23 protein-coding genes are annotated in these 23,013 nt (G+C 65.2%); 13 read left to right on the forward strand and 10 right to left on the reverse strand.

The features are described 5' to 3' along the window. Positions 1–5 precede the first annotated feature (5 nt). From DKT77_RS17435 to DKT77_RS17475, 9 genes are all read left to right on the forward strand, one after another. The gene (locus DKT77_RS17435; RefSeq protein WP_109812953.1) at positions 6–566 is read left to right on the forward strand and encodes a NifU family protein; all 561 of its coding nucleotides are present in this window, start codon (positions 6–8) and stop codon (positions 564–566) included. A 7-nt stretch (positions 567–573) separates the two neighbouring features. Beyond that, the gene (tsaB, locus tag DKT77_RS17440) at positions 574–1,239 is read left to right on the forward strand and encodes a tRNA (adenosine(37)-N6)-threonylcarbamoyltransferase complex dimerization subunit type 1 TsaB (protein ID WP_109812954.1); all 666 of its coding nucleotides are present in this window, start codon (positions 574–576) and stop codon (positions 1,237–1,239) included. After that, positions 1,236–1,667, forward strand: coding sequence for a ribosomal protein S18-alanine N-acetyltransferase (gene rimI, locus DKT77_RS17445; RefSeq protein ID WP_109812955.1), 432 nt, complete (start codon positions 1,236–1,238; stop codon positions 1,665–1,667). Before tsaB ends, rimI begins: the two co-directional genes overlap by 4 nt. A 162-nt stretch (positions 1,668–1,829) precedes the next feature. After that, the gene (locus tag DKT77_RS17450; RefSeq protein WP_109812956.1) at positions 1,830–2,825 is read left to right on the forward strand and encodes a BMP family lipoprotein; all 996 of its coding nucleotides are present in this window, start codon (positions 1,830–1,832) and stop codon (positions 2,823–2,825) included. 5 nt (positions 2,826–2,830) lie between these two features. Then, positions 2,831–4,411, forward strand: coding sequence for an ABC transporter ATP-binding protein (locus DKT77_RS17455; RefSeq protein WP_109812957.1), 1,581 nt, complete (start codon positions 2,831–2,833; stop codon positions 4,409–4,411). Between the two features lies 1 nt (position 4,412). Beyond that, positions 4,413–5,504 carry an ABC transporter permease gene (locus DKT77_RS17460; protein ID WP_109812958.1) on the forward strand — a complete coding sequence of 364 codons (1,092 nt, stop codon included), beginning with the start codon at positions 4,413–4,415 and terminating at the stop codon, positions 5,502–5,504. Beyond that, a complete protein-coding gene (locus DKT77_RS17465; protein ID WP_109812959.1) occupies positions 5,504–6,469 on the forward strand; it encodes an ABC transporter permease in 966 nt (321 codons plus the stop codon). The genes DKT77_RS17460 and DKT77_RS17465 overlap by 1 nt, the downstream gene beginning before the upstream one ends. A gap of 118 nt (positions 6,470–6,587) precedes the next feature. Continuing rightward, complete coding sequence (locus DKT77_RS17470) at positions 6,588–7,502, forward strand: sulfite exporter TauE/SafE family protein (protein WP_109812960.1); 915 nt, start codon at positions 6,588–6,590, stop codon at positions 7,500–7,502. Beyond that, positions 7,499–8,290: a TIGR02186 family protein gene (locus DKT77_RS17475; protein WP_109812961.1), complete on the forward strand. Its 792-nt coding sequence runs from the start codon at positions 7,499–7,501 to the stop codon at positions 8,288–8,290. The genes DKT77_RS17470 and DKT77_RS17475 overlap by 4 nt, the downstream gene beginning before the upstream one ends. Here DKT77_RS17475 and DKT77_RS17480 read toward each other — a convergent pair. The 4 genes from DKT77_RS17480 to ccrA all read right to left on the reverse strand — a co-directional run bounded on the left by DKT77_RS17480 (position 8,261) and on the right by ccrA (position 12,960). Further along, the gene (locus DKT77_RS17480) at positions 8,261–9,817 is read right to left on the reverse strand and encodes an ATP-dependent DNA helicase (RefSeq protein ID WP_109812962.1); all 1,557 of its coding nucleotides are present in this window, start codon (positions 9,815–9,817) and stop codon (positions 8,261–8,263) included. The genes DKT77_RS17475 and DKT77_RS17480 overlap by 30 nt on opposite strands. Before the next feature lie 40 nt (positions 9,818–9,857). Beyond that, entirely contained in the window at positions 9,858–10,493 is a 636-nt protein-coding gene (locus DKT77_RS17485; RefSeq protein WP_109812963.1) for an acyl-homoserine-lactone synthase, read from the reverse strand. Between the two features lie 90 nt (positions 10,494–10,583). Further along, positions 10,584–11,297, reverse strand: a complete 714-nt coding sequence (locus tag DKT77_RS17490) for a helix-turn-helix transcriptional regulator (RefSeq protein ID WP_109812964.1) — start codon at positions 11,295–11,297, stop codon at positions 10,584–10,586. Positions 11,298–11,667: 370 nt separating this feature from the next. Further along, entirely contained in the window at positions 11,668–12,960 is a 1,293-nt protein-coding gene (ccrA, locus tag DKT77_RS17500; protein ID WP_109812966.1) for a crotonyl-CoA carboxylase/reductase, read from the reverse strand. A gap of 351 nt (positions 12,961–13,311) precedes the next feature. Here ccrA and DKT77_RS17505 point away from each other — a divergent pair, with 351 nt between their 5' ends. The 4 genes from DKT77_RS17505 to DKT77_RS17520 are packed head-to-tail and all read left to right on the forward strand — an operon-like array spanning position 13,312 to position 17,519. Beyond that, positions 13,312–15,300 carry a protein meaA gene (locus tag DKT77_RS17505; protein WP_274520102.1) on the forward strand — a complete coding sequence of 663 codons (1,989 nt, stop codon included), beginning with the start codon at positions 13,312–13,314 and terminating at the stop codon, positions 15,298–15,300. Continuing rightward, positions 15,297–15,776, forward strand: coding sequence for a hypothetical protein (locus tag DKT77_RS17510; RefSeq protein ID WP_146205031.1), 480 nt, complete (start codon positions 15,297–15,299; stop codon positions 15,774–15,776). The genes DKT77_RS17505 and DKT77_RS17510 overlap by 4 nt, the downstream gene beginning before the upstream one ends. 55 nt (positions 15,777–15,831) lie before the next feature. Next, on the forward strand, positions 15,832–16,539 hold the full coding sequence (gene deoD / locus DKT77_RS17515) for a purine-nucleoside phosphorylase (RefSeq protein ID WP_109812969.1): 708 nt from the start codon (positions 15,832–15,834) through the stop codon (positions 16,537–16,539). Positions 16,540–16,568: 29 nt separating this feature from the next. After that, positions 16,569–17,519: an aldo/keto reductase gene (locus DKT77_RS17520; RefSeq protein ID WP_420798329.1), complete on the forward strand. Its 951-nt coding sequence runs from the start codon at positions 16,569–16,571 to the stop codon at positions 17,517–17,519. Here DKT77_RS17520 and DKT77_RS17525 read toward each other — a convergent pair. The 6 genes from DKT77_RS17525 to odhB all read right to left on the reverse strand — a co-directional run bounded on the left by DKT77_RS17525 (position 17,516) and on the right by odhB (position 23,010). After that, a complete protein-coding gene (locus DKT77_RS17525; protein ID WP_109812971.1) occupies positions 17,516–18,382 on the reverse strand; it encodes an urea carboxylase-associated family protein in 867 nt (288 codons plus the stop codon). The genes DKT77_RS17520 and DKT77_RS17525 overlap by 4 nt on opposite strands. Continuing rightward, positions 18,379–18,597 (reverse strand): hypothetical protein, encoded by a 219-nt coding sequence (locus DKT77_RS17530; protein WP_109812972.1) that lies wholly within the window; start codon positions 18,595–18,597, stop codon positions 18,379–18,381. Before DKT77_RS17530 ends, DKT77_RS17525 begins: the two co-directional genes overlap by 4 nt. A 471-nt stretch (positions 18,598–19,068) precedes the next feature. Next, positions 19,069–20,457 (reverse strand): dihydrolipoyl dehydrogenase, encoded by a 1,389-nt coding sequence (gene lpdA / locus DKT77_RS17535; protein ID WP_109812973.1) that lies wholly within the window; start codon positions 20,455–20,457, stop codon positions 19,069–19,071. 45 nt (positions 20,458–20,502) lie between these two features. After that, a complete protein-coding gene (locus DKT77_RS17540) occupies positions 20,503–20,904 on the reverse strand; it encodes an MAPEG family protein (protein ID WP_109812974.1) in 402 nt (133 codons plus the stop codon). Between the two features lie 112 nt (positions 20,905–21,016). Next, positions 21,017–21,310, reverse strand: coding sequence for a hypothetical protein (locus tag DKT77_RS20740; protein WP_146205032.1), 294 nt, complete (start codon positions 21,308–21,310; stop codon positions 21,017–21,019). 158 nt (positions 21,311–21,468) lie between these two features. Further along, positions 21,469–23,010, reverse strand: coding sequence for a 2-oxoglutarate dehydrogenase complex dihydrolipoyllysine-residue succinyltransferase (odhB, locus tag DKT77_RS17545; protein ID WP_109812975.1), 1,542 nt, complete (start codon positions 23,008–23,010; stop codon positions 21,469–21,471). Between the last annotated feature and the right edge of the window lie 3 nt (positions 23,011–23,013).

A 23,013-nucleotide genomic window follows, 5' to 3' on the forward strand; every position in this document is an offset into this window, starting at 1 on the left:
CCGCCATGTTCATCCAGACCGAATCCACACCGAACCCCGCGACGCTGAAATTTCTGCCCGGCATGACTGTGCTTGAAACCGGCACCGCCGATTTCCCCTCAGCGGACGTTGCGGGCAACTCGCCCCTTGCACGGCGCATCTTCGCGGTCGGCGGCGTGACCGGCGTGTTTTTCGGAAACGACTTCGTAACGGTGACCAAGGCCGAGGACGTGGACTGGGATCACGTCAAACCGGCGATCCTTGGCGCGGTAATGGAACATTTCCAGTCCGGCGAGGCGGTTCTGGACGGCGAAGGGCATAGCGCGGGGCATGCCGACCATGACGGCCCCGACGCGGAGATCGTGGGCCAGATCAAGGAACTGCTGGACACGCGGGTGCGCCCGGCGGTGGCGCAGGACGGCGGCGACATCACGTTTCACGGCTTCGACCGCGGTGTCGTCTATCTGCACATGCAGGGCGCCTGCGCAGGCTGCCCGTCCTCAACCTTGACGCTGAAGATGGGGATTGAGAACCTGCTGCGCCACTATATCCCGGAAGTGCTGGAGGTGCGGCCGGTCGCGGTGTGACCCGCCGGTGACGCCCGAACCATCGCGCCTGGTGCTGGCCTTCGATACAGCCGGACCCTATGTCTGCGCCGCCGTGCTGCGCGGCCCAGATGTTCTGGCCCATACCATTGAAGACCTGTCGCGAGGACAGGCCGAAAGGCTGATGCCGCTGCTTGAGGAAACCCTTGCGGCGGCGGGCGTCGGCTGGGATGCGCTTGATCTTCTTGGGGTCGGGATCGGCCCTGGCAACTTCACCGGAATCCGAATTTCGGTGGCAGCCGCGCGCGGACTCGCGCTGGCATTGGAGCGTCCGGCGATCGGGGTGAGCGGGCTGGACGCGCAGGCGGCGGACCTGCCCCGCCCTTGCCTTGCAACGGTCGCGGCGCGGCGCGGCGGCATCTATGTACAATTGCACGATACCGATCCGGGCATCTTTCACCCCCCTGCCCTGCTGGCCGAGGATGCGCTGAACGGCGCGCTCTTCCCGCGCGGCATACCGGTCACCGGCGACGGGGCCGAAGCGCTGGCCGCGCGGACCGGTGGCCCGGTTCTGGCGCCCACGCCACTGGCCATCGGCATCGCGCGGCTTGCCCTTTTGCGCGCGGACGAGGCGCCGGGGCGGCCCACACCTCTCTACCTGCGGGCGGCGGACGCGGCACCGGCCCGCGACCGACCACCGCCCATACTGGAATGACCCCGGACGAAATGGCCGCGCTGCACCGCCTCGGCTTCACGGTGCCGCGTCCCTGGACCGCCGGGGAATTCGCCGCGCTGCTGGACCAGCCCGGCACGGTACTTCTGACGGCTCCAAGCGGGTTTGCGCTGTGCCGTATCATCGCGGGCGAAGCGGAACTCCTGACCATCACCGTCGCCCCGTCGGCACGCCGGGCCGGTACCGGGCGGGAACTGATGGACCGCGTGTTGGAAGCCGCGCGGCGCGCCGGCGCGGAAAGCTGTTTTCTGGAAGTCGCGGCAGACAACGCACCTGCGCTGGCGTTGTACGCGGCCTGCGGCTTCCGCCCGGTCGGCAGGCGGCGGGCCTATTACCGCGCACCGGACGGGCGCTGCGCAGATGCGATGGTGATGGCCCATGACATGACCGGGCCGGAGCAGAACGCCTGAATTGGCGCCGACTGCGCCGCGACGCGGCGACCAAGCCCCAGAAAGCTATTGACCATCGCTCTGAGGTGCGGACTTATTCGCCAATGAAGCATGGCCGGAACAGGCCACGGCCAGCCGGGCGGCGCGCGGCGTGCCGGACGCATTCAACAGCGGGAGCAACCAATGACCATCATGAAATCCCTTTTCGGCGCGACGGCAATCGTGGCCCTTGGCGCGGCGGCGGCGACGGCCGAACCGGGGCTGATCATCGACCTGGGTGGCAAGTTCGACAAGTCATTCAACGAAAGCGCCTATAACGGCGCGCAGCGCTGGCTCGAGGAAAGTGGCGCAAGCTACCGCGAAACCGAACTGCAGTCCGAAGCGCAGCGCGAACAGTCCATGCGCCGCATGGCCGAAAGCGGCGCGAACCCGGTCGTGGTGCTGGGCTTTGCCAATGCCTCCACGCTGGAAAAGGTCGCACCGGACTATCCGGACACCAACTTCACCATCGTCGACATGGTCGTCGACCAGCCGAACGTACAATCCGTCGTGTTCAAGGAACACGAGGGCAGCTTCCTTGTAGGCGTGCTGGCGGCGATGGCATCGGATAGCGGCACCGTCAGCTTCATCGGCGGGATGGATGTGCCGCTGATCTCGAAGTTCGCCTGCGGCTATGCGCAGGGCGTGAAGGCCGTGAACCCCGACGCGAACGTGATCGTGAACATGACCGGTACCACCCCGACCGCGTGGAACGACCCGGTCAAGGGCGCCGAGTTGACCCGCGCGCAGATCAGCCAAGGCTCGGACGTGGTTTACGCTGCGGCGGGCGGCACTGGGATCGGTGTGCTTCAGGCAGCGGCCGACGAAGGCATCCTGTCGATCGGCGTGGACAGCAACCAGAACTACCTGCATCCGGGCTACGTGCTGACCTCGATGGTCAAGCGCGTGGACAATGCTGTCTACGAAGCATTCGAAGCAGGCGCGGCGGGCGAGTTCCAGCCGGGCATCAAGGTCATGGGCCTCGACAACAACGGCGTCGGCTGGGCGCTGGATGAAAACAACGAACCGCTCATCACCGAGTCGATGAAGGCCACCGTGGAAGAGACCAAGACCCGGATCATCGCCGGCGAGATTACGGTCCACGACTACACCACCGACGGCAGCTGCCCGGCCTACTGAGCGCCATGACGGCACCGACGCACACCGAGGGGCGGCCCGCTGCGGCCGCCCCTTCGCAAACCGCCCCCGCGATCGAACTGCGCGGGATCTCGAAGGCGTTCGGGGCGGTGCAGGCGAACAAGGACATCTCCATCCGGGTGGAACGGGGCACGATCCACGGCATCATCGGGGAGAACGGGGCTGGCAAGTCGACGCTGATGTCGATCCTCTACGGTTTCTACAAGGCCGACAGCGGCGAGATCCTGATCGGCGGGCAGCGTACCGACATTCCCGACAGCCAGGCTGCGATCCGCGCGGGCATCGGCATGGTGTTCCAGCATTTCAAGCTCGTGGAGAACTTCACCGTTCTGGAAAACGTTGTGCTGGGCGCCGAGGACGGTGCCTTCCTGCGCCCTTCGCTGGTCAAGGCGCGTCGCCTTCTGGTGGACCTGGCGCGCGAATACGAACTGAACGTGGACCCGGACGCGAAGATCGAGAACCTCGGCGTCGGGATGCAGCAGCGGGTGGAGATCCTCAAGGCGCTTTACCGGCAGGCCGACATCCTGATCCTGGACGAACCGACCGGCGTGCTGACACCGTCAGAGGCCGATCATCTGTTCCGTATCCTGCGCGGGCTGCGCGACGAGGGCAAGACGATCATCCTGATCACCCACAAGCTGCGCGAGATCATGGACGTGACCGACAATGTCAGCGTGATGCGGCGCGGCGAGATGACCGCGACCGTGCGCACGGCCGACACGTCGCCGTCGGAGCTGGCCGAACTGATGGTCGGGCGCAAGGTGCTGCTGCGGGTCGACAAGACCCCTGCCCGGCCCGGCCCCGTGGTGCTTAAGGTCGAGAACCTGAAGGTGACCGACGACAAGGGCGTGGAACGCCTGCGCGGCATCGACCTCGAAGTACGGGCGGGCGAGATCCTTGGCGTGGCCGGGGTCGCCGGCAACGGACAATCTGAACTGCTGGAAGTGCTGGGCGGCATCAGCGACGCGACCGGCACCGTCACCCTGAACGGCACACCGCTGGACCTGTCCGGTCCCCGCGCGGACGGGCGCAGCCGCCGCCATGCAGGCATTGCCCATGTTCCGGAGGACCGGCACCGGCTGGGCCTGATCCTGGACTTCACGGCATGGGAGAATACGGGCTTCGGCTACCACGATCTGCCCGATTACTGCCGTGGGGCGCTGATGGATCAGACCGCCCTGCGCAACGACACGCGCGGCAAGATGGAACGGTTCGATGTCCGGCCGGCCGACTGCTGGCTGCACGCAAAAAGCTTCTCGGGCGGCAATCAGCAGAAGATCGTGCTGGCGCGCGAGATCGAACGCAACCCGGACCTGCTGCTGGTCGGGCAACCGACCCGCGGTGTCGATATCGGTGCGATCGAATTCATCCATCAGCGCCTGATCGAATTGCGCGACGCGGGCAAGGCGATCCTGCTGGTGAGCGTCGAACTGGACGAGATTTTCGCCCTGTCGGACCGCATCGCGGTGATGTTCGACGGCCGGATCATGGGCGAGCGTCTGCCCGGCCAGACCGACGAGACGGAACTGGGCATGATGATGGCCGGGATGGACGGAAAGGCGCGCTGACATGGACACGATGCCCCGCTGGGCCGACATCGCCTTGATCCCGCTGATCAATCTGACCCTTGCGCTGCTGGTCTCGGCCCTGGTGATCGCCCTCATCGGCGAGAACCCGGCGCAAGCGATGGGCGTGATGATCCGCGGCGCGGTCGGCTCCGCCTATGGCTGGGGCTACACGCTGTACTACGCCACCAACTTCATATTCACCGGCCTCGCCGTCGCCGTCGCATTCCACGCGCGCCTGTTCAACATCGGCGGCGAAGGGCAGGCGGCGCTTGGCGGGCTGGGCGTCGCCATCGTCTGCCTGTCGGTGCCCTGGCCACACTGGACGCTCGCCCTGCCCGCAGCGGTGCTGGGCGGCGCGCTGTTCGGCGCGGCCTGGGCGGCGATACCCGCATGGTTGCAGGCCACGCGCGGCAGCCACATCGTCATTACGACGATCATGTTCAATTTCATCGCCTCTGCGCTGCTGGTCTATCTGCTCGTCAATGTGCTGAAGGTGCCCGGCTCCATGGCGCCCGAAACCGCGCGGTTTCCCGAAGGCGCGCGCCTGCCATCGGCTTATGACTGGGGCGCCTGGATGGGATTCGGCCGATCCGCGCCGCTGAACGTTGCGTTCTTCGTGGCGCTTGCCTGCTGCGTGGCCGTCTGGGTGCTGATCTGGAAGACGCGGCTCGGCTATGAAATCCGCGCCTTCGGCCAGTCCGAGGCGGCGGCGAAATATGCCGGGATACGGCCCGTGCGCACGATCATGATCACGATGCTGATCTCCGGCGGGCTGGCCGGGCTGATGGCCGTGAACGCGGTGCAGGGCGAAGCGGAGCGGCTGGTCATAGACAGCGTGCAGGGCGCGGGCTTCGTCGGCATCGCGGTGGCGCTGATGGGCCGGTCGCACCCGCTGGGTGTCTTGCTTGCTGCGCTTCTGTTCGGCGCGCTCTACCAGGGCGGGGCGGAACTGGAATTCGAGATGCCGGCCATCTCGCGCGAGATGATCGTGGTGATCCAGGCGCTGGTGATCCTGTTCACCGGCGCGCTTGACAACATGGTGCGCGGCCCGGTGGAAGGGTTGTTCCGCCGCCGCCGTAAGGGGGCCACGTGATGGATCTTGCGACCGTCATCCAGCTTCTGGACAGCACGCTGCGGCTGGCCACACCGCTGCTGCTGGCCTGCCTGGCCGGGCTCTTCTCCGAGCGGGCGGGGATCTTCGACATTGGGCTGGAAGGCAAGATGCTGGCCGCTGCCTTCTTCTCGGCGGCGGTGGCGGCGATGACAGGAAATGTCTGGATCGGGCTGCTGGCCGGCACCGCCGCATCGCTGGCGCTGGCCGCGCTGCATGGGCTGGCTTCGATCACGTTCCGGGGAAACCAGCTGATTTCGGGCGTGGCGATCAATTTCCTTGCATCGGGGCTGACGGTGCTGATCGGGCAGACCTGGTTCCAGCTTGGCGGGCGCACCCCGTCGCTGGAGGGCGCGGCACGCTTCCAGGAAATCACTCTGCCGCTGGCCGGTGTGCTGGAGCCGGTCCCGGTGATCGGCCCGCTTTATGCCAACGTGCTGTCAGGCCATACCATCCTTGTGTATGTCGGGCTGCTCGCGGTGCCTGCCACCTGGTACGTCCTGTTCCGCACCCGCTTCGGGCTGCGCCTGCGCGCGGTCGGCGAGAACCCCGGCGCGGTGGACACGGCCGGCGTGTCGGTGGTCGGGCTGCGCTTTTCGGCGGTCCTGATCTGCGGTCTGCTCTGCGGCCTTGCGGGCGCGTATCTCGCAACCGGCCTGTCGGCGGGCTTCGTGAAGGAAATGAGTGCCGGACGCGGCTTCATCGCGCTCGCGGCGCTGATCTTCGCCAAGTGGCGGCCATGGTACGCGCTGGCAGCCTGCCTGCTGTTCGGCCTGCTGGAGGCGCTTGGCAACCGCTTCCAAAGCCTCGAGGTGCTGGGCGTGACGCTGCCCACGCAATTCATGCAGGCGCTGCCCTATATCCTGACCGTGGTAATCTTGGCCGGCTTTGTCGGAAAGGCGATCCCGCCACGGGCTGGAGGCGCGGCTTACGTAAAGGAACGCTAGGGCGGGGATCCAGCGCCCCGCTCTTCCCGCGCCCTGCCCCGACGCGCCGCCCGGCGGGAACGGTTTTGCAATGCGGCGAACGCGGGTCTAGGCTCGGAGTCGAGGACGGATCGAGCGCATGCAAATCTACCTTCCCATTGCCGAGGTTTCGATCAACGCCTTCCTGCTGCTTGGGCTGGGCGGACTTGTCGGCGTGTTGTCGGGCCTGTTCGGCGTCGGTGGCGGCTTCCTGATGACGCCGCTTCTGTTCTTCATCGGCATCCCTCCCGCCGTCGCCGTGGCGACCGGCGCGAACCAGATCGTCGCCTCGTCCTTCTCGGCGGTGCTGGCCCATTTCCGCCGAAAGACCGTGGACCTGCGCATGGGCAGCGTGCTGCTGGCGGGCGGGCTGGTTGGGGCCGCGCTTGGTGTGCAGGTCTTCGCCACGCTGAAGGCGATGGGACAGGTCGATCTGCTGGTCACACTGTTCTACGTCGTGTTTCTCGGGACGGTGGGAGGCCTGATGTTCGTGGAAAGCCTGCGTGCGCTGCGCCGCGCCCGCAGGCCCGGCGGCGCACTGCCGAAGCGTCGCAAGCACGGCTGGGTCCATGCACTGCCGCTGAAGATGAAGTTCCGGACCTCGGGCATGTATATCTCGGTGATCCCGCCGCTGCTGATCGGGGCCGGTGTCGGCGTGTTGTCGGCGATCATGGGCGTCGGCGGCGGCTTCATCATGGTGCCCGCGATGATCTATATGCTCGGGATGCCCACAAAGGTCGTCATCGGCACCTCGCTGTTTCAGATCATCTTCGTGACCGCCTTCGCCACCCTGATGCATGCGATCACCACGCAATCCGTCGACGTGGTGCTGGCGGTGATGCTGCTGCTCGGCGGGGTCGTCGGCGCGCAGATCGGCAGCCGTCTTGGAACCAACCTGAAAGCCGAACAACTGCGCATCCTGCTGGCTTCGCTGGTTCTACTGGTCTGCGGCAAGCTGGCGCTTGAACTGCTGATCCAACCCTCCGAGATCTACAGTATCGGAGTGTCGGAATGACCCGTACACCTCTGCACGCGCGCGTTGCCGCGCTTGCGCTTTGGCTGGCCGCCCTGATTGCAGCACCCGCAACCGCAACCGCAGAGCGGATCGTGCTGGGCCTTTCGCAAGAAGAGGTTGCCATCACCGCCACGTTCGACGGCTCGTCCTTGTTGATCTTCGGTGCGGTCAGCCGCGATGCGCCGATCCCTGACGCCTCCGAACTCGACGTCATCATCACTGTCACCGGCCCGCCCGCTCCCGTGGACGTGCGGCGCAAAGAACGCCGGTTCGGGATCTGGGTCAATGCCGACGCCGTGCATCTCACGCGCGCGCCCAGCTTTTACGCGGTGGCCAGCACCGGACCCGTCGCCGACATCCTGAGCGCGGTGGAAGACCTGCGCCACGGGATCACGCTGGACCAGATGGTGCGCACTGTCGGGGCCAGCGAAACCGCCGCCGACGTAGAGAATTTCACCGAGGCGCTGGTGCGCATACGCGAACGGCAGGACCTCTACCAGATCCGCGAGGGCGCCGTCGCGCTTGACCAGCAAACGTTGTTCCGCACCGCGCTGGACTTGCCATCCAACCTTGTGGAAGGGCCATACGCCACGCGCATCTTTCTGCTGCGCGACCGGCAGGTGGTGGATTTCTTCGAGACCCGCATCGACGTGCGCAAGGTGGGGCTGGAACGCTGGCTCTACACGATGGCCCAGACCCAGCCGCTGATATATGGCCTGATGTCGCTGATCATCGCCATCGCGGCCGGCTGGGGGGCCTCAGCCCTCTTCCGTGGCCTGCAGCGTTAGCGTCGGGTCCATTTCGCGGATCAGGTCCGGGGCGGGCGGCACGGTCAGATCGTCCGTGCCAAGCATCCCGGTCGGTTTGCCAAGCCGGTATCGGGTGACCCAGAACAGGCGTTCCTCGGCACGGGTGATGGCGACATAGGCCAGACGCTTCCACAGCGGCAGGCCGGCCTCCGTCCGTCCGGCACGCGCGGCTGCGTAGAGATCGGGCGCGAAGACCTGCACCTGCGGCCATTGCGAGCCCTGCGCCTTGTGGATCGTGACCGCCGCCCCGTGCAGGAAGGCGGCGCCCATCCGAGCCGCCGAAGGGATGAAGGGCTCATCCTCGTCCGGATGTTCGATCTTGATGATCGAAGCGGCCGAAACCTGCGGTTCAGGCGCGCCAAGGACATGCAGTCGCGAGAAGCCGGGCCGCCGCCCCGGCCCGAGATAGACCACCTGCGCGCCCTTTATCAGGCCACGCGCCTCCAGATCGAGCCGCTTCTTGCGGTGCTTCAATGGCAGCTCCAGCCCATCGCAGATCAGCGGCTCACCGGGCAGAAGGCCGTCGTCGGGGGCGCCATGCGCTGCGCGGAACGCCTGGATCAGCCTGATCCGCGTCGCGTTGCGCCACACCAGGACGGGGGACCGTGCCATCAGGTCCGCCTCCACGCGGCCGGCCAGCACGACACGGTCGTCGCGTCCAGCGGCATCCTCGACCATGCGCTCGAACGCCTCGAAGCCTACTGAGGGATCGCCCAATGCATGCGCGAGATCCAGGATCGGATTGTCCTGTTGCTGTCGGTGAATGCGCGACAGGGTCACGCGGCGGGCTTCGGGCAGGCCGTCGAAGACCATCTCGCCGGACTGGCCGACGGGCGCCAGCTGCGCCGGGTCGCCGAAAAGCACGAGGGTCGGAAAGATTTCGGTCAGGTCGTCGAACTGCCGCTTGTCGAGCATCGAGCTTTCATCGACGAACCCGATGTCGAGCGGTTCGTCCCGGCGTTTCCAGCCGGTGATGAAGTCCGAACCGCGCAGCCCGGCCGAGGCCAGCGCCGCAGGCACGGAAGCGTGCTGCGCGTAGAAGGCGACAGCCCGGTCCAGCGCGGCATCCGTGAGCACCTCGGTCACCGGCCTGTCGCCCCTCCCCGCCAGCCATTCGGCGATCTTTTCATATTCGGGGTCATAGACCGGAGTATAGAGTACGCGGTGAATCGTGGTGGCGGGTACTCCGCGCATGCGCAGGACACTGGCGGCCTTGTTCGTCGGCGCGAGAATGGCAAGAGTCCGGCGGTCACGGCGGCGGCGGCCTTCATAGTCGCCCGACACGATCTCGACCCCTGCGGTCTTGAGCTGCTGGTAGACCTGCGACAGAAGCAGTGTCTTACCCGAACCAGCCTTGCCCAGCACCGCCAGGACTGCGCTCGACCCGCCGGGAGGCAAGAGGCTGCCGGTGTCAAGGTCAACCCCGGCCCCGGCCAGAAGCTCCGACAGGCGCGCGGCGGCCTGCTTTTGGTCGTCCGAAAGGGTCAGGGATGTGCTTTGCGCCATGCAACGACCCTATCCCCTGCCCTGCGCGGGTTCCAGAGCTTCAGGCGATCTGCGCCAGCCGCTGCGGGCGCTCCGCCATCGCGCGATGGAACCACAGCCGCGACAGCCCTCGCGGGATCGAAGCCTTCTCGCACAGGGCGTGGGCGCGGGGCTCGGAAAAGGCCCAGAGCCCGGCACTGACCGCCTCGCGCCCTTCCCCGGAACTGCCCAGGATCATCGGCGCCCAACCAAGGCGGCTGTAGATCCGGACCATGCGCGCGTCGAACACGCCGACGGAGAAACTTAGCCTGAACCCAAGCCCGAGCTCCGCGCCACCGAGCATCAGCGCTGCCGAAACGCGCGGCGCGGCATTGCGCGCAAGGCAGAATCGCGTGCACTCCATGATCTTGTCATTTTGCATCGGATAGCCTTCCAGCAGCGGCAGGAAGTGGTCGTTGATCATCGTCGGGCCGGTGGTCGGCAGGAACCGCATCGAGCCGCCGTGCTGGCCTGCCTCCGTCTCCCAGATCACATATAGCGTGCGAGGCCCGTCATACTGGTCCCGCTCCTCGCCGTTCTCGCTGACTGACACGTCCCACCCCAACCGGGTATGAAACTGGTCGGCGCGGTCGCGGAACATGGTGTCCCGCAGTTTTGGATGGTGGTCGAGCTGGCTTCCGTAGATGTAGCGTAGCATGGCGTTCCCCGTTTTCCCGTCATGCGGGAACACTGGGGCCGACTCGGTTAAACAATGGTCCGCCTGCCGCGCGGTAGCTTAACGAATTGTTCAGATGACGATGAGACCGTGAGCAATGGCTTTCGCCACGGCATGCGTCGTGTTCTGGGCAGCCAGCTTGAACCTGGCCGACTCGATATAGACACGCAGGGTATGCTCCGAAATGCACAGGCAGTCGGCGGCCTGCGCGCGGGAATATCCCATTGCCAGCAGCCTCAGCGTATCGACCTCGCGCGGGGACAGGCTGGCCGATTTCTGAACATCAGTCCCGTTGTCCAACTCCAGTGCCTTCTGGTTGATGAAGTGGGCCACGAGGATTAGGTCACCCACATTGCTGCGCGAATAGCTTTCCCAGACGCTGTCGGTGGCACGGCTGCAGGCGGTAAAAAGCGCGAACTGCCCGTTCGGCCCGCGGATCGGCACGGAAAGCCCCTGGTTGCCCACCCCGGCATCGGCCGCCTCGCCCATGAAGTTGCGCGCACGGGGGCTGGACCAGTCTAGCCGCTTCCAGTCCACCGGGTGAAAACGCTGGTAGCAGCCCTGCACAACCGGGTCGATGCGCGCATAATCCTGTTCAATATAGCGTTCCACCCAACTCGGATCATAGGTCAGCGCTGCGTATTGCTCGCCCGCCCGGTTGACCGAGTGATAGATGACGTGATCGACGTCATAAAGATCCCGCAGCTTGACGATGATCCCTTGCAGGTCGCTATGGGTTTTCGCCGCCTCCAGCCCAGTGATGAGCGCTTCCAGCTTGTCTTTCATGACCGTTCTTCTTCCCAGCCCTGCAAGATGCGACACGGTGAATGTCCGCTGCCGCCACGAGAATCGTGTCATCCAGTTGCTCGGCCAGCGCGCTGTAGGCGTTCTGCCGTGCAAAGGTCCTCAAATCCGCCAGAACATCCAGAACCCAGTCTTGTTGCATGACGGTGCCTCCAACCGATTAAGAATTTGTTAACCTACAGTAACACACACCTCAGGTTGCATATACTCACAGCAATCACCTTCCCCAGAATAGTGAGTGTACGCCCTGCAACTATTTGAATACTCTTGAATCCGGCACGTCAAAAGGAAAACGGCCGCCCGGAACTTCCAGACGGCCGTCAACTTGGAATTGATCGCTCGCTCGGCGCCGTCAGGCTCGGATGCTCGCCTCCAGAGTGTCCTCGAACGTGCGCAGCCCGGTCCGGGTCGCCTGCACCAGCACAGCCATGTTGCCCGGCTTGTGCTCGTTGCGAAGCATCTTCATGTGCGCTTCGGGAATATCAGCCCAAGGAAAGACCTCGGACATACAAGGATCGATACGGCGTTCGATCACCAGCTTGTTCGCCGCGGCCGCCTGCTTGAGATGGGCGAAGTGACTGCCCTGCAGACGCTTCTGGTGCATCCACATGTAGCGTACGTCGAAGGTGCAGTTGAACCCGGTGGTCCCGGCGCAGATCACAACGATGCCGCCCTTCTTGCACACGAAAGTCGACACCGGAAAGGTCGATTCGCCAGGGTGCTCGAACACCATGTCGACGTTGTTGCCCTTGCCGGTGATGTCCCAGATCGCCTTGCCGAAGCGGCGCGCCTCCTTGAACCACTCAGCGTATTCCGGGCTGCCGATTGGCGGCAGTTGGCCCCAGCACTTGAAATCCTTGCGGTTGATGACGCCTTTTGCGCCCAGCCCCATGACGAAGTCGCGCTTGTCCTCGTCCGAGATCACGGCGATGGCGTTGGCGCCCGCCGTATTGGCCAGCTGGATGGCAAAGGAACCAAGCCCGCCCGAGGCCCCCCAGACCAGCACGTTCTGGCCGGGCTTCAGCTCATGCGGGTGGTGACCGAACAGCATCCGGTAAGTGGTGGCCAGCGTCAGCGTGTAGCAGGCCGACTCTTCCCAGGTCAGGTGGCGCGGGCGCGGCATCAGCTGTTGCGCCTGCACGCGGGTGAACTGGGCGAAAGACCCGTCCGGCGTCTCGTAGCCCCAGATCCGCTGCGAGGTCGAGAACATCGGGTCCCCGCCGTTGCATTCCTCGTCGTCGCCGTCATCCTGGTTGCAGTGGATTACGACCTCGTCGCCGACCTTCCAGCGGTTCACCTTGTCACCCACGGCCCAGACGATGCCCGAGGCATCCGACCCTGCGATGTGATACGGTTCGCCATGCCCGTCGAACGGCGAGATCGGCACACCGAGACCGGCCCAGACACCGTTGTAGTTCACGCCCGCGGCCATCACGAGCACCAGCACCTCGTGGCTGTCCAGCTTGGGCGTCTCCACCACTTCCTGCTGAAACGACTTGTCGGGCTCGCCATGGCGTTCGCGCCGGATGGCCCAAGCATACATCTTGGGCGGCACGTAACCGAGCGGCGGAAGTTCTCCGACCTCGTACAGGTCTTTCTCAGGAGCGTCGTAGTCCGCAATCGCCGGTTCTTTGTCGAGTGCCATGGAAGCCTCCTTTGTGGCCGATAATGCCGCATCGCAGAATCGTGGATGGGTCTCAGGGCGGAATAAGTTGGTTTGCGCAACTTAGCAACATCAAATGGCCCTTTGGTGAAACTTTATGTCTCGCACACCGCAGTTTTCTTGCCGCACCTGCGTCCCGGGCCGCGGGCCCTCAAGGCAGCGAAGCCTTTTGAAACAAGGGCGCAGCGGCAAGATCCGCCGATATGCGTCAGCGCGGCGCTTGCAAAGCCCGGGTTTTTGCGGAGCATCGCAACCGGACCCGCCGCGTTGCAGCGAATTGACAGGGACAGTTTGTTTCAAGTAAGGCCGTCGCAACGCAAATATATTACCGGCATCCCAACCGCGAGGCGCCCGATGAGTGACGTGCAAAAAGATCGACCCTGGCTGTTCCGCACCTACGCGGGCCATTCCACCGCGAAAGCCTCCAACGCGCTCTATCGCGGCAACCTCGCCAAGGGTCAGACCGGCTTGTCCGTCGCCTTCGACCTGCCCACGCAGACGGGCTATGACAGCGATCACCAATTGGCGCGCGGCGAGGTCGGCAAGGTCGGGGTGCCGATCAGCCATCTGGGCGACATGCGCACATTGTTCGACGACATCCCGCTTGAGCAGATGAACACATCGATGACCATCAACGCGACGGCGCCCTGGCTGCTTTCGCTCTACATCGCGGTAGCCGAGGAACAGGGCGCCGATGTGACCAAGCTGCAGGGCACGGTGCAGAACGACATCATCAAGGAATACCTGTCGCGAGGGACCTATATCTGCCCGCCCAAACCCTCGCTGCGGCTGATCACCGACGTTGCGGCCTTCTGCTATACCAGCGTGCCCAAATGGAACCCGATGAACGTGTGTTCCTACCATCTTCAGGAGGCCGGGGCGACGCCGGAACAGGAATTGGCCTTCGCGCTCGCCACCGCCTGCGCCGTGCTGGACGACCTGAAGGGCAAGGTGCCGGAAGAGGATTTCCCGATCCTGGTGGGGCGGATCAGCTTCTTCGTGAACGCGGGCATCCGCTTCATCACAGAGATGTGCAAGATGCGCGCGTTCGTGGATCTGTGGGACGAGATCTGCCGCGACCGTTACGGCGTCGAGAACGAGAAGTTCCGCCGCTTCCGGTATGGCGTGCAGGTCAATAGCCTCGGGCTGACCGAACAGCAGCCCGAAAACAACGTCTACCGCATCCTGATCGAAATGCTGGCCGTCACCCTGTCCAAGAAGGCCCGCGCCCGCGCCGTGCAACTGCCAGCCTGGAACGAGGCGCTCGGTCTGCCCCGCCCCTGGGACCAGCAATGGTCGCTGCGAATGCAGCAAATCATGGCCTACGAAACCGACCTTCTGGAATACGACGACCTGTTCGACGGCAACCCCGCCATCGACCGCAAGGTTGCCGAGCTGAAGGAGGTCGCGCGCGCCGAACTTGCCAATCTCGACAGCATGGGCGGGGCCGTGGCCGCGATCGAATACATGAAAAGCCGCCTCGTCGACAGCAACGCCGACCGCGTGAACGGGATCGAAAAGGGCAGTACCGTGGTCGTCGGCGTAAACAAGTATGTGGAATGCGAACCCTCGCCGCTGATGGATGAAGACGGCGGCATAATGACTGTCGATCCGGCGGTGGAGGCGGACCAGATCGCCCGCCTGAACGCGTGGCGCGACGGGCGCGACGCGGGTGCGGTCAAGGCCGCGCTGGCGGGTCTGCGCGCCGCGGCGCAGGACGGCACAAACATCATGGGGCCATCCATCACGGCCGCGAAGGCGGGCGTCACCACCGGTGAATGGGCCGAAACCATGCGCCAGGTCTTCGGCCAGTATCGCGGGCCGACCGGCGTCAGCCGCGCCGTCAGCAACAAGACCGAAGGTCTGGACGAGATCCGCAGCGCCGTGGACGCAATGTCCGACAAGCTGGGTCGCCGCCTGAAGTTCCTGATGGGCAAGCCGGGACTCGACGGCCATTCCAACGGCGCGGAACAAATCGCCTTCCGCGCGCGTGATTGCGGTATGGAGATCGACTACGAAGGCATCCGCCTCACCCCGGACGAGATCATCGCCGCCGCCCGCCGCGAAGAACCGCATGTCATCGGTCTGTCGATCCTGTCAGGCAGCCACATGCCGCTGGTCGAGGACCTGATGGGCAAGCTGCGCGCCGAAGGGCTGGACCATATCCCTGTTCTGGTCGGCGGCATCATCCCTGACGAGGACGCACGCAAGCTGCGCGCGATGGGCGTGGCACGGGTCTACACCCCGAAGGATTTTGAATTGAACCGCATCATGTTCGACATCGTGGAACTGGCCGACCCCGAAGCGGTCGCGGCGGAATGACCCACGCGTTGCGCGTTGCCTGCCTGCTTGCCGCCATCCTTGTTTCCGGGCCAGCCGCCACGCAACCCGCCGATCTTCCGACGCCCCTTCTGGCGCGGCTTGATGCCCTGAGGGCCGATTGCGCGGGTTTCGAGGGCGGTGCACTGACCCTCGGCGAAGACGCGATCAGCAGGCCGGACCTGAACGGCGACGGCACCGCTGACTGGGCGCTGGACACCCACGCGATGGCCTGTTCCAGCGCCGCGAGCCTGTTCTGCGGCACCGGCGGCTGCAGCGTCAGCTTCATGGTCGGCGACGTTTTGACCGAACGGCTGGCGAAAGGCTGGCGGCTGGTGCAGTTCGGCCCATTCCCCACGCTGTTGCTGCAGGTGCACGGCACCAATTGCGGCGGCACCAACCAGAATACCTGCATCGAGGCGCTGGTCTGGGACGAAGCCGCGCAACGCTTCAACACCGTCGCGCCACCGCAGCAGTAGGGTCTTTTCCCCGGTGCGCCGCAGCCTATAGTGGCGCAAAACGGAGGGGACCCGCATGACCATCCATATCGGCGCGCAGCCGGGCGACATCGCTGAAACCGTCCTGATGCCCGGCGATCCGCGCCGCGCCAAATGGGCCGCAGAAACCTTCCTGACCGATCCGGTCTGCGTGAACGAACTGCGCGGGATGCTGGGCTATACCGGCACCTGGAAGGGGCACCGCGTGACGATCCACGGCTCGGGCATGGGGATGCCTTCGCTGTCGATCTATGCCAATGAACTGCTGCGAGACTATGGCGTCCGGACGCTGATCCGCATCGGATCGACCGGGGCGATGCAGCCGCATGTCAATCTGCGCGATCTCGTTGTTGCGATGACCTGTTCCAGCATTTCCACCCCATCCTCAAGCATCTTTCGCGAGTTGAACTTCGCACCCTGCGCCGATTACGGGTTGCTGCGGGCAGCGGTCGATGCAGCGGCGGCCAAGGGCGTACCAACCCATGTCGGCGGGATCTACTCCTCGGACACGTTCTATGACGAACGGCCCGACCTGAATGAACAGATGACGCGCCACGGCATTCTGTCCGTCGAAATGGAAGCGGCCGAGCTTTATGCCCTCGCCGCGCGTCACGGCGCGCGCGCGCTTGCCGTGCTGACAGTCAGCGACCACCTGCTGACAGGCGCCGCACTTGATGGAAAGGACCGCGAAACCAGCTTCGCCGACATGGTGGAGATCGCCCTGCACGCGGCGTTCCCGGCATGAGGCGGCGCCCGCTCGGCAAAGGCGGCCCAATGGTCGGCGCCATCGGACTTGGCGCCATGAGCTTCGGGGGCATGTTCGGGCCGACCCGCGACGATGCGTCGATGGCCTGCCTCGATGCTGCCCTCGCAGCCGGGATCGACTTCTGGGACACCGCGAACATCTACGGGATGGGCGTGTCGGAACGGGTGATCGGCGACTATCTTGCGGCGCACGGTCCCGACGTGGTGCTGGCGACCAAGTCCGGCATCGTGCCCGGCCCGCCCCGAAGCTTCAACAATGCCGAAGACTACATCCGCGCCGAACTCGACGCGTCGCTGAAGCGGCTGCGGCGGGACAAGGTCGAACTCTATTACGTGCACCGGCGCGAAGCAGCCCGCCCGATCGAGGAGGTCGCCGAAACCATGGCCCGCCTGATCGAGGAGGGGCTGATTGACGCCTACGGCCTGTCCGAGGTCGCCCCGGCTACAATCCGCCGCGCCCACGCGGTCCACCCGGTGCGCGCGGTGCAGAACGAATACTCGCTCTGGACCCGGCAGCCGGACCTTGGCGTTCTCCGCGCCTGCACCGATCTGGGCATCGCCTTCGTCGCCTTCTCGCCGCTCGCGCGCGGAATGCTGGGCGATCCGCCGGTAGACCCGGCAGGGATGCATGACGGCGACTGGCGGCGCACCAACCCGCGCTTCGTCGCGCCCAACTACGCCGCCAACCTCGCCGCCATCAACGGGTTCCGTGACTGGGCGCGGGGCAAGGGCTGGACGACCGCGGCGGCGGCGCTCGCATGGGTGCTGGACCGCGGGCCGAACGTCATCCCGATCCCCGGCACGCGCAGCGCTGCGCATCTCGCGGACTGGCTCGGAGCGGATGCGATCGCCCTGACGGACGCCGACCGTGCCGAGATCGACGCACTGCTGCCTCCCGGTTTCGCGCATGGCGACCGCTACAGCGACGAACAGATGACCGCCGTTGAACGCTACTGCTAGTCCGCGCCGTGGCTGCGGTCATAGGCGTTGGGCGCGGGCGGCTGCCAGCCGTCCATGCTGCCCGGTGCCGGGTCGAGCACGTCTACCCGCAGCGGAAAACAGGTGGCCGTATCGTTTGAATGAGCGGACCCGCAATCGCCGCCCGGGCAGGCCGAAAGTGCGCCGAGCAGGTCGATCTCGGCCATGAAGGCCAGTCGATCGCCCGGCCGCACCGGGCTTGCCTTCATGAAGTACTGGCCCGTGTCGCGGCTGAACCCGGTGCACATGAACACGTTGAGGACGTCATGCACATGCGCCTCGGCCTCGGTCAGTGGCAGGCCGGTTTCGGTGGCCAGCGCGCGCGTGAGGTTGGAATGGCAGCAATGGTGATAGTCGCCGCCCGACAGCAACCGCCCGGTATAGGGGTCGCAGCGCGTGCCGATGACGTCATGCACGGACCCACCGAATGAGTCGAACCCGTACCAGTCAAGACTGTCGGCGATGACGGTCGCCATAGGGCGCAGGCTGGGAAAGCTGCTCCAAAGCCGGTCGCCCGTGGACAGGTGCGTGCCGTGCAGCGCGCGGGTCTTGCCCGAATAGAACCGCTCGGACAGGTCGTGAGCGTTCCACAGGTTCAGATCGCCCACCTGCGGCCCCTCCACGCTGACGATGCGGAACATCTGCCCGGCACGCACCCGGAAGCAGGCCGCATCGCGTGGCGAAACCAGTGTGGTGTCGGCGACACGCGCTTCGGCCAGCGCGGCGCGGTACCGAACCATGTCGGGCGCGGGCAACGTCTCGGGCGGATAGCAGATCACCGGTGCCACGGCGCGGCGGGCATCTGCGTCGGCGGGGGCCGTAGTCTCGGGTCGGGAAGGCTTCATCGGCGCGGCTCGCTTTGCGGTTTCAGGCAGACGGGCGGCGGCAGGTTGTCCGGCCTGAAGGTCTGGACACCGCAGGACATGCAGACGAAATACCGCCCCTCGGCCGTGTCCCTGCTGCGGTCCTCGCGCCAGCGGCAGTTACGGGTGCGCATCCGCGCCTTATAGGTCAGAAACATCCAGAGCAGGACGAGAAGGCCGAGGATGGGCAGGATCATGGGTGCACCCTACCCCCAAAACCGCCGTTGCAAAGCCCTGCTTTTGCACACAGGGCCGCCTCTGGTGCCCGGGCGGCCCTGTCCGCACAAACGGACGGGACAGACAAGGACCATCGCCCCGCCCTGCCCCAATGGCCGTACGATTGGCGCCTCAGCGCCGGGCTGTGCCCGTCGCGGTCTGCGCGAAGCCGGCCAGCAGGGAAATGCTCTTGCTGATCGGTGCCGGCGCAGCGGGTTTCGGGGATGAGCGGAAAAGGGAAAGAAGGGTCATGGCAGTATCCGGGCTGTCTTGTGGGAGGGGCGTTTTCAAACCGCACAGGATTGCGGCACGTCTGCCAGATGCCCATGCAATCCCCGCTGCACAATTGCCAGTTTCGCATGGCCGCCATGCGCGGAGCGCAAGTGGAAATGGCATGAAAAAAGGGCGGCGCGGCCTGCAGCCACACCGCCCGTCACCCCCGGAAAGCAAGCTCAGGAATGGATCGGTCCGTCGCCGCAGGCCAGCGCCGCCTCGCGCACAGCCTCGGAATAGGTCGGATGCGCATGGCAGGTGCGCGCAATGTCCTCGGCTGCTGCGCCGAATTCCATCGCCACGCAGATCTCGTGGATCAAGTCGCCGGCCATTGGCCCGATGATATGCGCGCCGAGCACCCGGTCGGTCTTGGAATCGGCGAGGATTTTCACGAACCCGTCAGCAGCGAAATTCGCCTTGGCGCGCCCGTTGCCCATGAAGCTGAACTTGCCAGCCTTGTAGGCGTGCCCGGCCTCCTTGAGCTGTTCCTCGGTCTTGCCGACACTCGCCACCTCGGGGTGGGTGTAGATCACGCCCGGGATCACGTCATAGTTCACATGACCGGCCTGCCCCGCCAGGATCTCGGCCACGGCCATGCCCTCATCCTCGGCCTTGTGCGCCAGCATCGGGCCCGCGATCGCGTCCCCGATGGCATAAACGCCCTTTACGCTGGTGGCGTAATGCCCATCCGTCTCGATCTGCCCGCGATCGGTCATCTTCACGCCCAGATCGGCCAGCCCCAGCCCGTCGGTGAACGGCCGCCGCCCGGTGGACACCAGCACGGTGTCGGCATCGATAGTGTGTTCGCTGTCGTCCTTGCGCAGCTTGTAGGTGACCTTCGCCTTGGTTTTCAGCGTCTCCACGCCCTGCACCGCCGCGCCAAGGACGAACTTCAACCCCTGCTTGGAGAGGATCTTCTGGAACTGCTTGGCGACCTCGGCATCCATGCCCGGCGTGATGCCGTCCAGATACTCGATCACCGTCACCTCGGCCCCGAGCCGGGCGTAGACCGACCCCAGTTCCAGCCCGATCACGCCAGCGCCGATCACCACCAGCTTCTTGGGGATCTTGCCAAGCTCCAGCGCCCCGGTGGAGGTCACGACCGTTTCCTCGTCGATTTCGATGCCGGGAAGCGACGACGGCTCAGACCCGGACGCGATCACGACATGCTTGGCCGAATGGACATCGTCGCCGACCTTCACCTTGCCCGCTTCGGGGATCGCCCCCCAGCCCTTCAGCCAGTCGATCTTGTTCTTCTTGAACAGGAACTCGATGCCCTTGGTGTTCTGCCCGATCACGTCGTCCTTGTAGGCGAGCATCGCCTTCCAGTCGACTTTCGGCGCGGCGACCTTCAGGCCCATCTTCTCGAAATTATGCTCGGCCTCGTGCAACTGGTGGCTCGCGTGCAGCAACGCCTTGGACGGGATGCAGCCGATGTTCAGGCAGGTGCCACCCAGCGTCTCGCGCCCCTCGACGCAGGCGGTCTTCAGCCCCAGCTGCGCGCAGCGGATGGCGCAGACATAGCCGCCGGGGCCGCTGCCGATCACGATCACATCATAGTCTGCCATTGTCTCGTCTCCTTCGGGCGTCCGGCCCGTCTGTCAGTCGTCGTGTCAGCCGCCCAAAAGCGCGGCGATGAGCATCAGCCCGGTGGCGAGGTAGCCGACGGCGAAGAACACCGACCGCCACGGCGCCCAGCCGAGGAAATAGGCGGGCACGTACAGCACGCGCGCCGCGAGGTAAGCCCAGGCGCAGGCCGCCGTCAGCGCGCCGCCCGTGTCCGCCAAGGTGACCACGGTCACGGCGGCGGCGAAAGGCAAAAGACCTTCAATATGGTTCTCGTAGGCCCGTTTGAGCCGCATGGTTCCGGTGCCGGGCATCTTGTTCGGAGGGCGATCGCGCGGACTCAGGAAATAGCCCGAGCCGCATTCGAGGTTTGCGCGTACCGCCATCCAGCCCAACTGGATCAGCAGCAGCAGGGCCGAGAGGGCAAGGACGGTCAGTTCGGGGGTCATTTAAGAGTCGGCCTCAAGGGTTTTGTTAACATGCGCCTCTGGCTGGTAACCAAGAATGTCAAGATTTCGGGCAATGCCGCTCATCCAGAACGACCGTTCAAAGGGATTGATCTCACAGGACTTTTTCACGACAGTTCCCGGTCAGCACGTTTGTGTTCATTTCGCCGACTGAACAATCAGTGCTGGAACAGTTGAGTCCGACCGACGACATCGCAAAACTTCCCGACTCTCTTTCAAAAATCCAAATGCTGCCGCCGTGGATATTTCGAGTATCGACGACCGTAATGTAGCGATCCGTGATTGAGGTTATGGGAGATGAGAGCAGTTCCCCTACTTCGGTTGGCCACATTAGTTTGCGCTCCAAGTCAACGGTCAGCGGGATGCTGTTCCCAAACTGCTCGGTCACGCAGATTAGATCAGTTTCGACCGCGTAAAGAGGCGTCCCGAATACAAGGGAAAATGCCATGAAACTGAGAGAATTATACACGCGCCCCATCACATTCACACACCCGTCAGAAAATTGGGTAGAGTGGGGTTAAACCCCACCCTAAGCAGTTGGATGCGTCACAAATCCATCAGCAACCGCCGCGGATCCTCCAGCGCCTCTTTCACCCGCACAAGGAACGTCACCGCGCCCTTGCCGTCCACGATCCGGTGGTCATAGCTCAGGGCAAGGTACATCATCGGGCGGATCTTGATCTCGCCGTTCACCACCATGGGCCGGTCCTGGATCTTGTGCATCCCCAGAATGCCCGACTGCGGCGGGTTCAGGATCGGCGAGGACATGAGAGAGCCGTAGACGCCCCCGTTCGAGATCGTGAAGGTGCCGCCCTGCATCTCGGCCATGCTCAGCTTGCCGTCACGGGCGCGCTTGCCTTTCTCGGCGATGGCCTTCTCGATCTCGGCGAAGGACATGCTGTCGGCATCGCGGATAACCGGCACCACGAGGCCGGTGGGCGTGCCGGCGGCAACGCCCATGTGCACGAAGTTCTTGTAGACGATGTCGGTGCCGTCGATCTCGGCATTGACCTCGGGAACCTCCTTCAGCGCATGGCAGCACGCCTTGGTGAAGAACGACATGAAGCCCAGCCGCACGCCGTGCTTTTTCTCGAACAGGTCCTTGTACTGGCTGCGCAGCGCCATCGTCTCGGTCATGTCCACCTCGTTGTAGGTGGTCAGCATGGCCGCTGTGTTCTGGCTGTCCTTCAGTCGCTTTGCGATGGTCTGCCGCAGACGGGTCATCTTGACCCGCTCCTCGCGGCTGGCGTCCTCGGCGGGCACCGGGGCGCGCGGGGGCGCCTTCGCCTCGGCCTTCGGAGCCGGGGCGCTCAGCGCGTCCAGAACGTCGCCCTTCATCACCCGCCCGTCGCGGCCGGTGCCGGTGACCTGGTCCGCGCTCAGCCCCTTCTCGGCCATCAGCTTCTTGGCGGACGGCGCATCCTCCACGTCCGATTTCCCGGACGCCGCCGGGGCGGGCTGGGCGGCATGCGAAGGCGCGTCCGTGCCGGGCGCGGCATCGGCCGAGGCCGCCGCCTTGCCCGCACCGCCGCCGATCACCGCCAACTTCGCCTTGGCGTCCACGGTCGTGCCTTCAGCCGCGACGATCTCCGTCAGCACGCCCGAGGCCGGGCTCGGAACCTCGACGCTCACCTTGTCGGTTTCCAGCTCGCACAGCATCTCGTCCTGCGCGACCGTGTCGCCGACCTTCTTGAACCAGGTCGACACCGTCGCTTCCGTCACGCTTTCGCCCAGCGTCGGAACCATCACGTCGATGCTCTCGCCGCCGCCGTTATCTGCAGGGGCGGCCGCGCCGCTTTCGGCCGCGCCATTGGGGGCCGGCTTGGTCGGCGCTTCGGCCCCGCCCGACGCGCCCTCGCTTATCGACGCCAGCAATGCATCGACCCCCACCGTGTCGCCTTCCTGGGCCACGATCTCGGCCAACGTGCCGGCCGCGGGGGAAGGCACCTCGACAGTCACCTTGTCGGTTTCCAGCTCGCACAGCATTTCGTCCTGCGCCACGGCGTCGCCCGGCTTCTTGAACCAGGTGGCGACGGTGGCTTCGGTGACGCTTTCGCCCAGGGTGGGCACACGGACTTCGGTGGACATGAA

The sequence above is a fragment of the Meridianimarinicoccus roseus genome, assembly GCF_003172915.1.
Classification (GTDB): domain Bacteria; phylum Pseudomonadota; class Alphaproteobacteria; order Rhodobacterales; family Rhodobacteraceae; genus Meridianimarinicoccus; species Meridianimarinicoccus roseus.

Bases quoted from the DNA above. Each gene is read 5' to 3' on its own strand.
- DKT77_RS17490 (WP_109812964.1), bottom strand. From the start codon at position 11,297: ATGAAAGACAAGCTGGAAGCGCTCATCACTGGGCTGGAGGCGGCGAAA.
- odhB (WP_109812975.1), bottom strand. From the start codon at position 23,010: ATGTCCACCGAAGTCCGTGTGCCCACCCTGGGCGAAAGCGTCACCGAA.
- DKT77_RS17520 (WP_420798329.1), top strand. From the start codon at position 16,569: ATGGTCGGCGCCATCGGACTTGGCGCCATGAGCTTCGGGGGCATGTTC.
- DKT77_RS17460 (WP_109812958.1), top strand. From the start codon at position 4,413: ATGGACACGATGCCCCGCTGGGCCGACATCGCCTTGATCCCGCTGATC.
- DKT77_RS17450 (WP_109812956.1), top strand. From the start codon at position 1,830: ATGACCATCATGAAATCCCTTTTCGGCGCGACGGCAATCGTGGCCCTT.
- DKT77_RS17540 (WP_109812974.1), bottom strand. From the start codon at position 20,904: ATGACCCCCGAACTGACCGTCCTTGCCCTCTCGGCCCTGCTGCTGCTG.
- rimI (WP_109812955.1), top strand. From the start codon at position 1,236: ATGACCCCGGACGAAATGGCCGCGCTGCACCGCCTCGGCTTCACGGTG.
- DKT77_RS17480 (WP_109812962.1), bottom strand. From the start codon at position 9,817: ATGGCGCAAAGCACATCCCTGACCCTTTCGGACGACCAAAAGCAGGCC.
- DKT77_RS17525 (WP_109812971.1), bottom strand. From the start codon at position 18,382: ATGAAGCCTTCCCGACCCGAGACTACGGCCCCCGCCGACGCAGATGCC.
- DKT77_RS17485 (WP_109812963.1), bottom strand. From the start codon at position 10,493: ATGCTACGCTACATCTACGGAAGCCAGCTCGACCACCATCCAAAACTG.
- DKT77_RS17510 (WP_146205031.1), top strand. From the start codon at position 15,297: ATGACCCACGCGTTGCGCGTTGCCTGCCTGCTTGCCGCCATCCTTGTT.
- DKT77_RS17435 (WP_109812953.1), top strand. From the start codon at position 6: ATGTTCATCCAGACCGAATCCACACCGAACCCCGCGACGCTGAAATTT.
- DKT77_RS17465 (WP_109812959.1), top strand. From the start codon at position 5,504: ATGGATCTTGCGACCGTCATCCAGCTTCTGGACAGCACGCTGCGGCTG.
- lpdA (WP_109812973.1), bottom strand. From the start codon at position 20,457: ATGGCAGACTATGATGTGATCGTGATCGGCAGCGGCCCCGGCGGCTAT.
- DKT77_RS17530 (WP_109812972.1), bottom strand. From the start codon at position 18,597: ATGATCCTGCCCATCCTCGGCCTTCTCGTCCTGCTCTGGATGTTTCTG.
- ccrA (WP_109812966.1), bottom strand. From the start codon at position 12,960: ATGGCACTCGACAAAGAACCGGCGATTGCGGACTACGACGCTCCTGAG.
- deoD (WP_109812969.1), top strand. From the start codon at position 15,832: ATGACCATCCATATCGGCGCGCAGCCGGGCGACATCGCTGAAACCGTC.
- DKT77_RS17475 (WP_109812961.1), top strand. From the start codon at position 7,499: ATGACCCGTACACCTCTGCACGCGCGCGTTGCCGCGCTTGCGCTTTGG.
- DKT77_RS17455 (WP_109812957.1), top strand. From the start codon at position 2,831: ATGACGGCACCGACGCACACCGAGGGGCGGCCCGCTGCGGCCGCCCCT.
- DKT77_RS17470 (WP_109812960.1), top strand. From the start codon at position 6,588: ATGCAAATCTACCTTCCCATTGCCGAGGTTTCGATCAACGCCTTCCTG.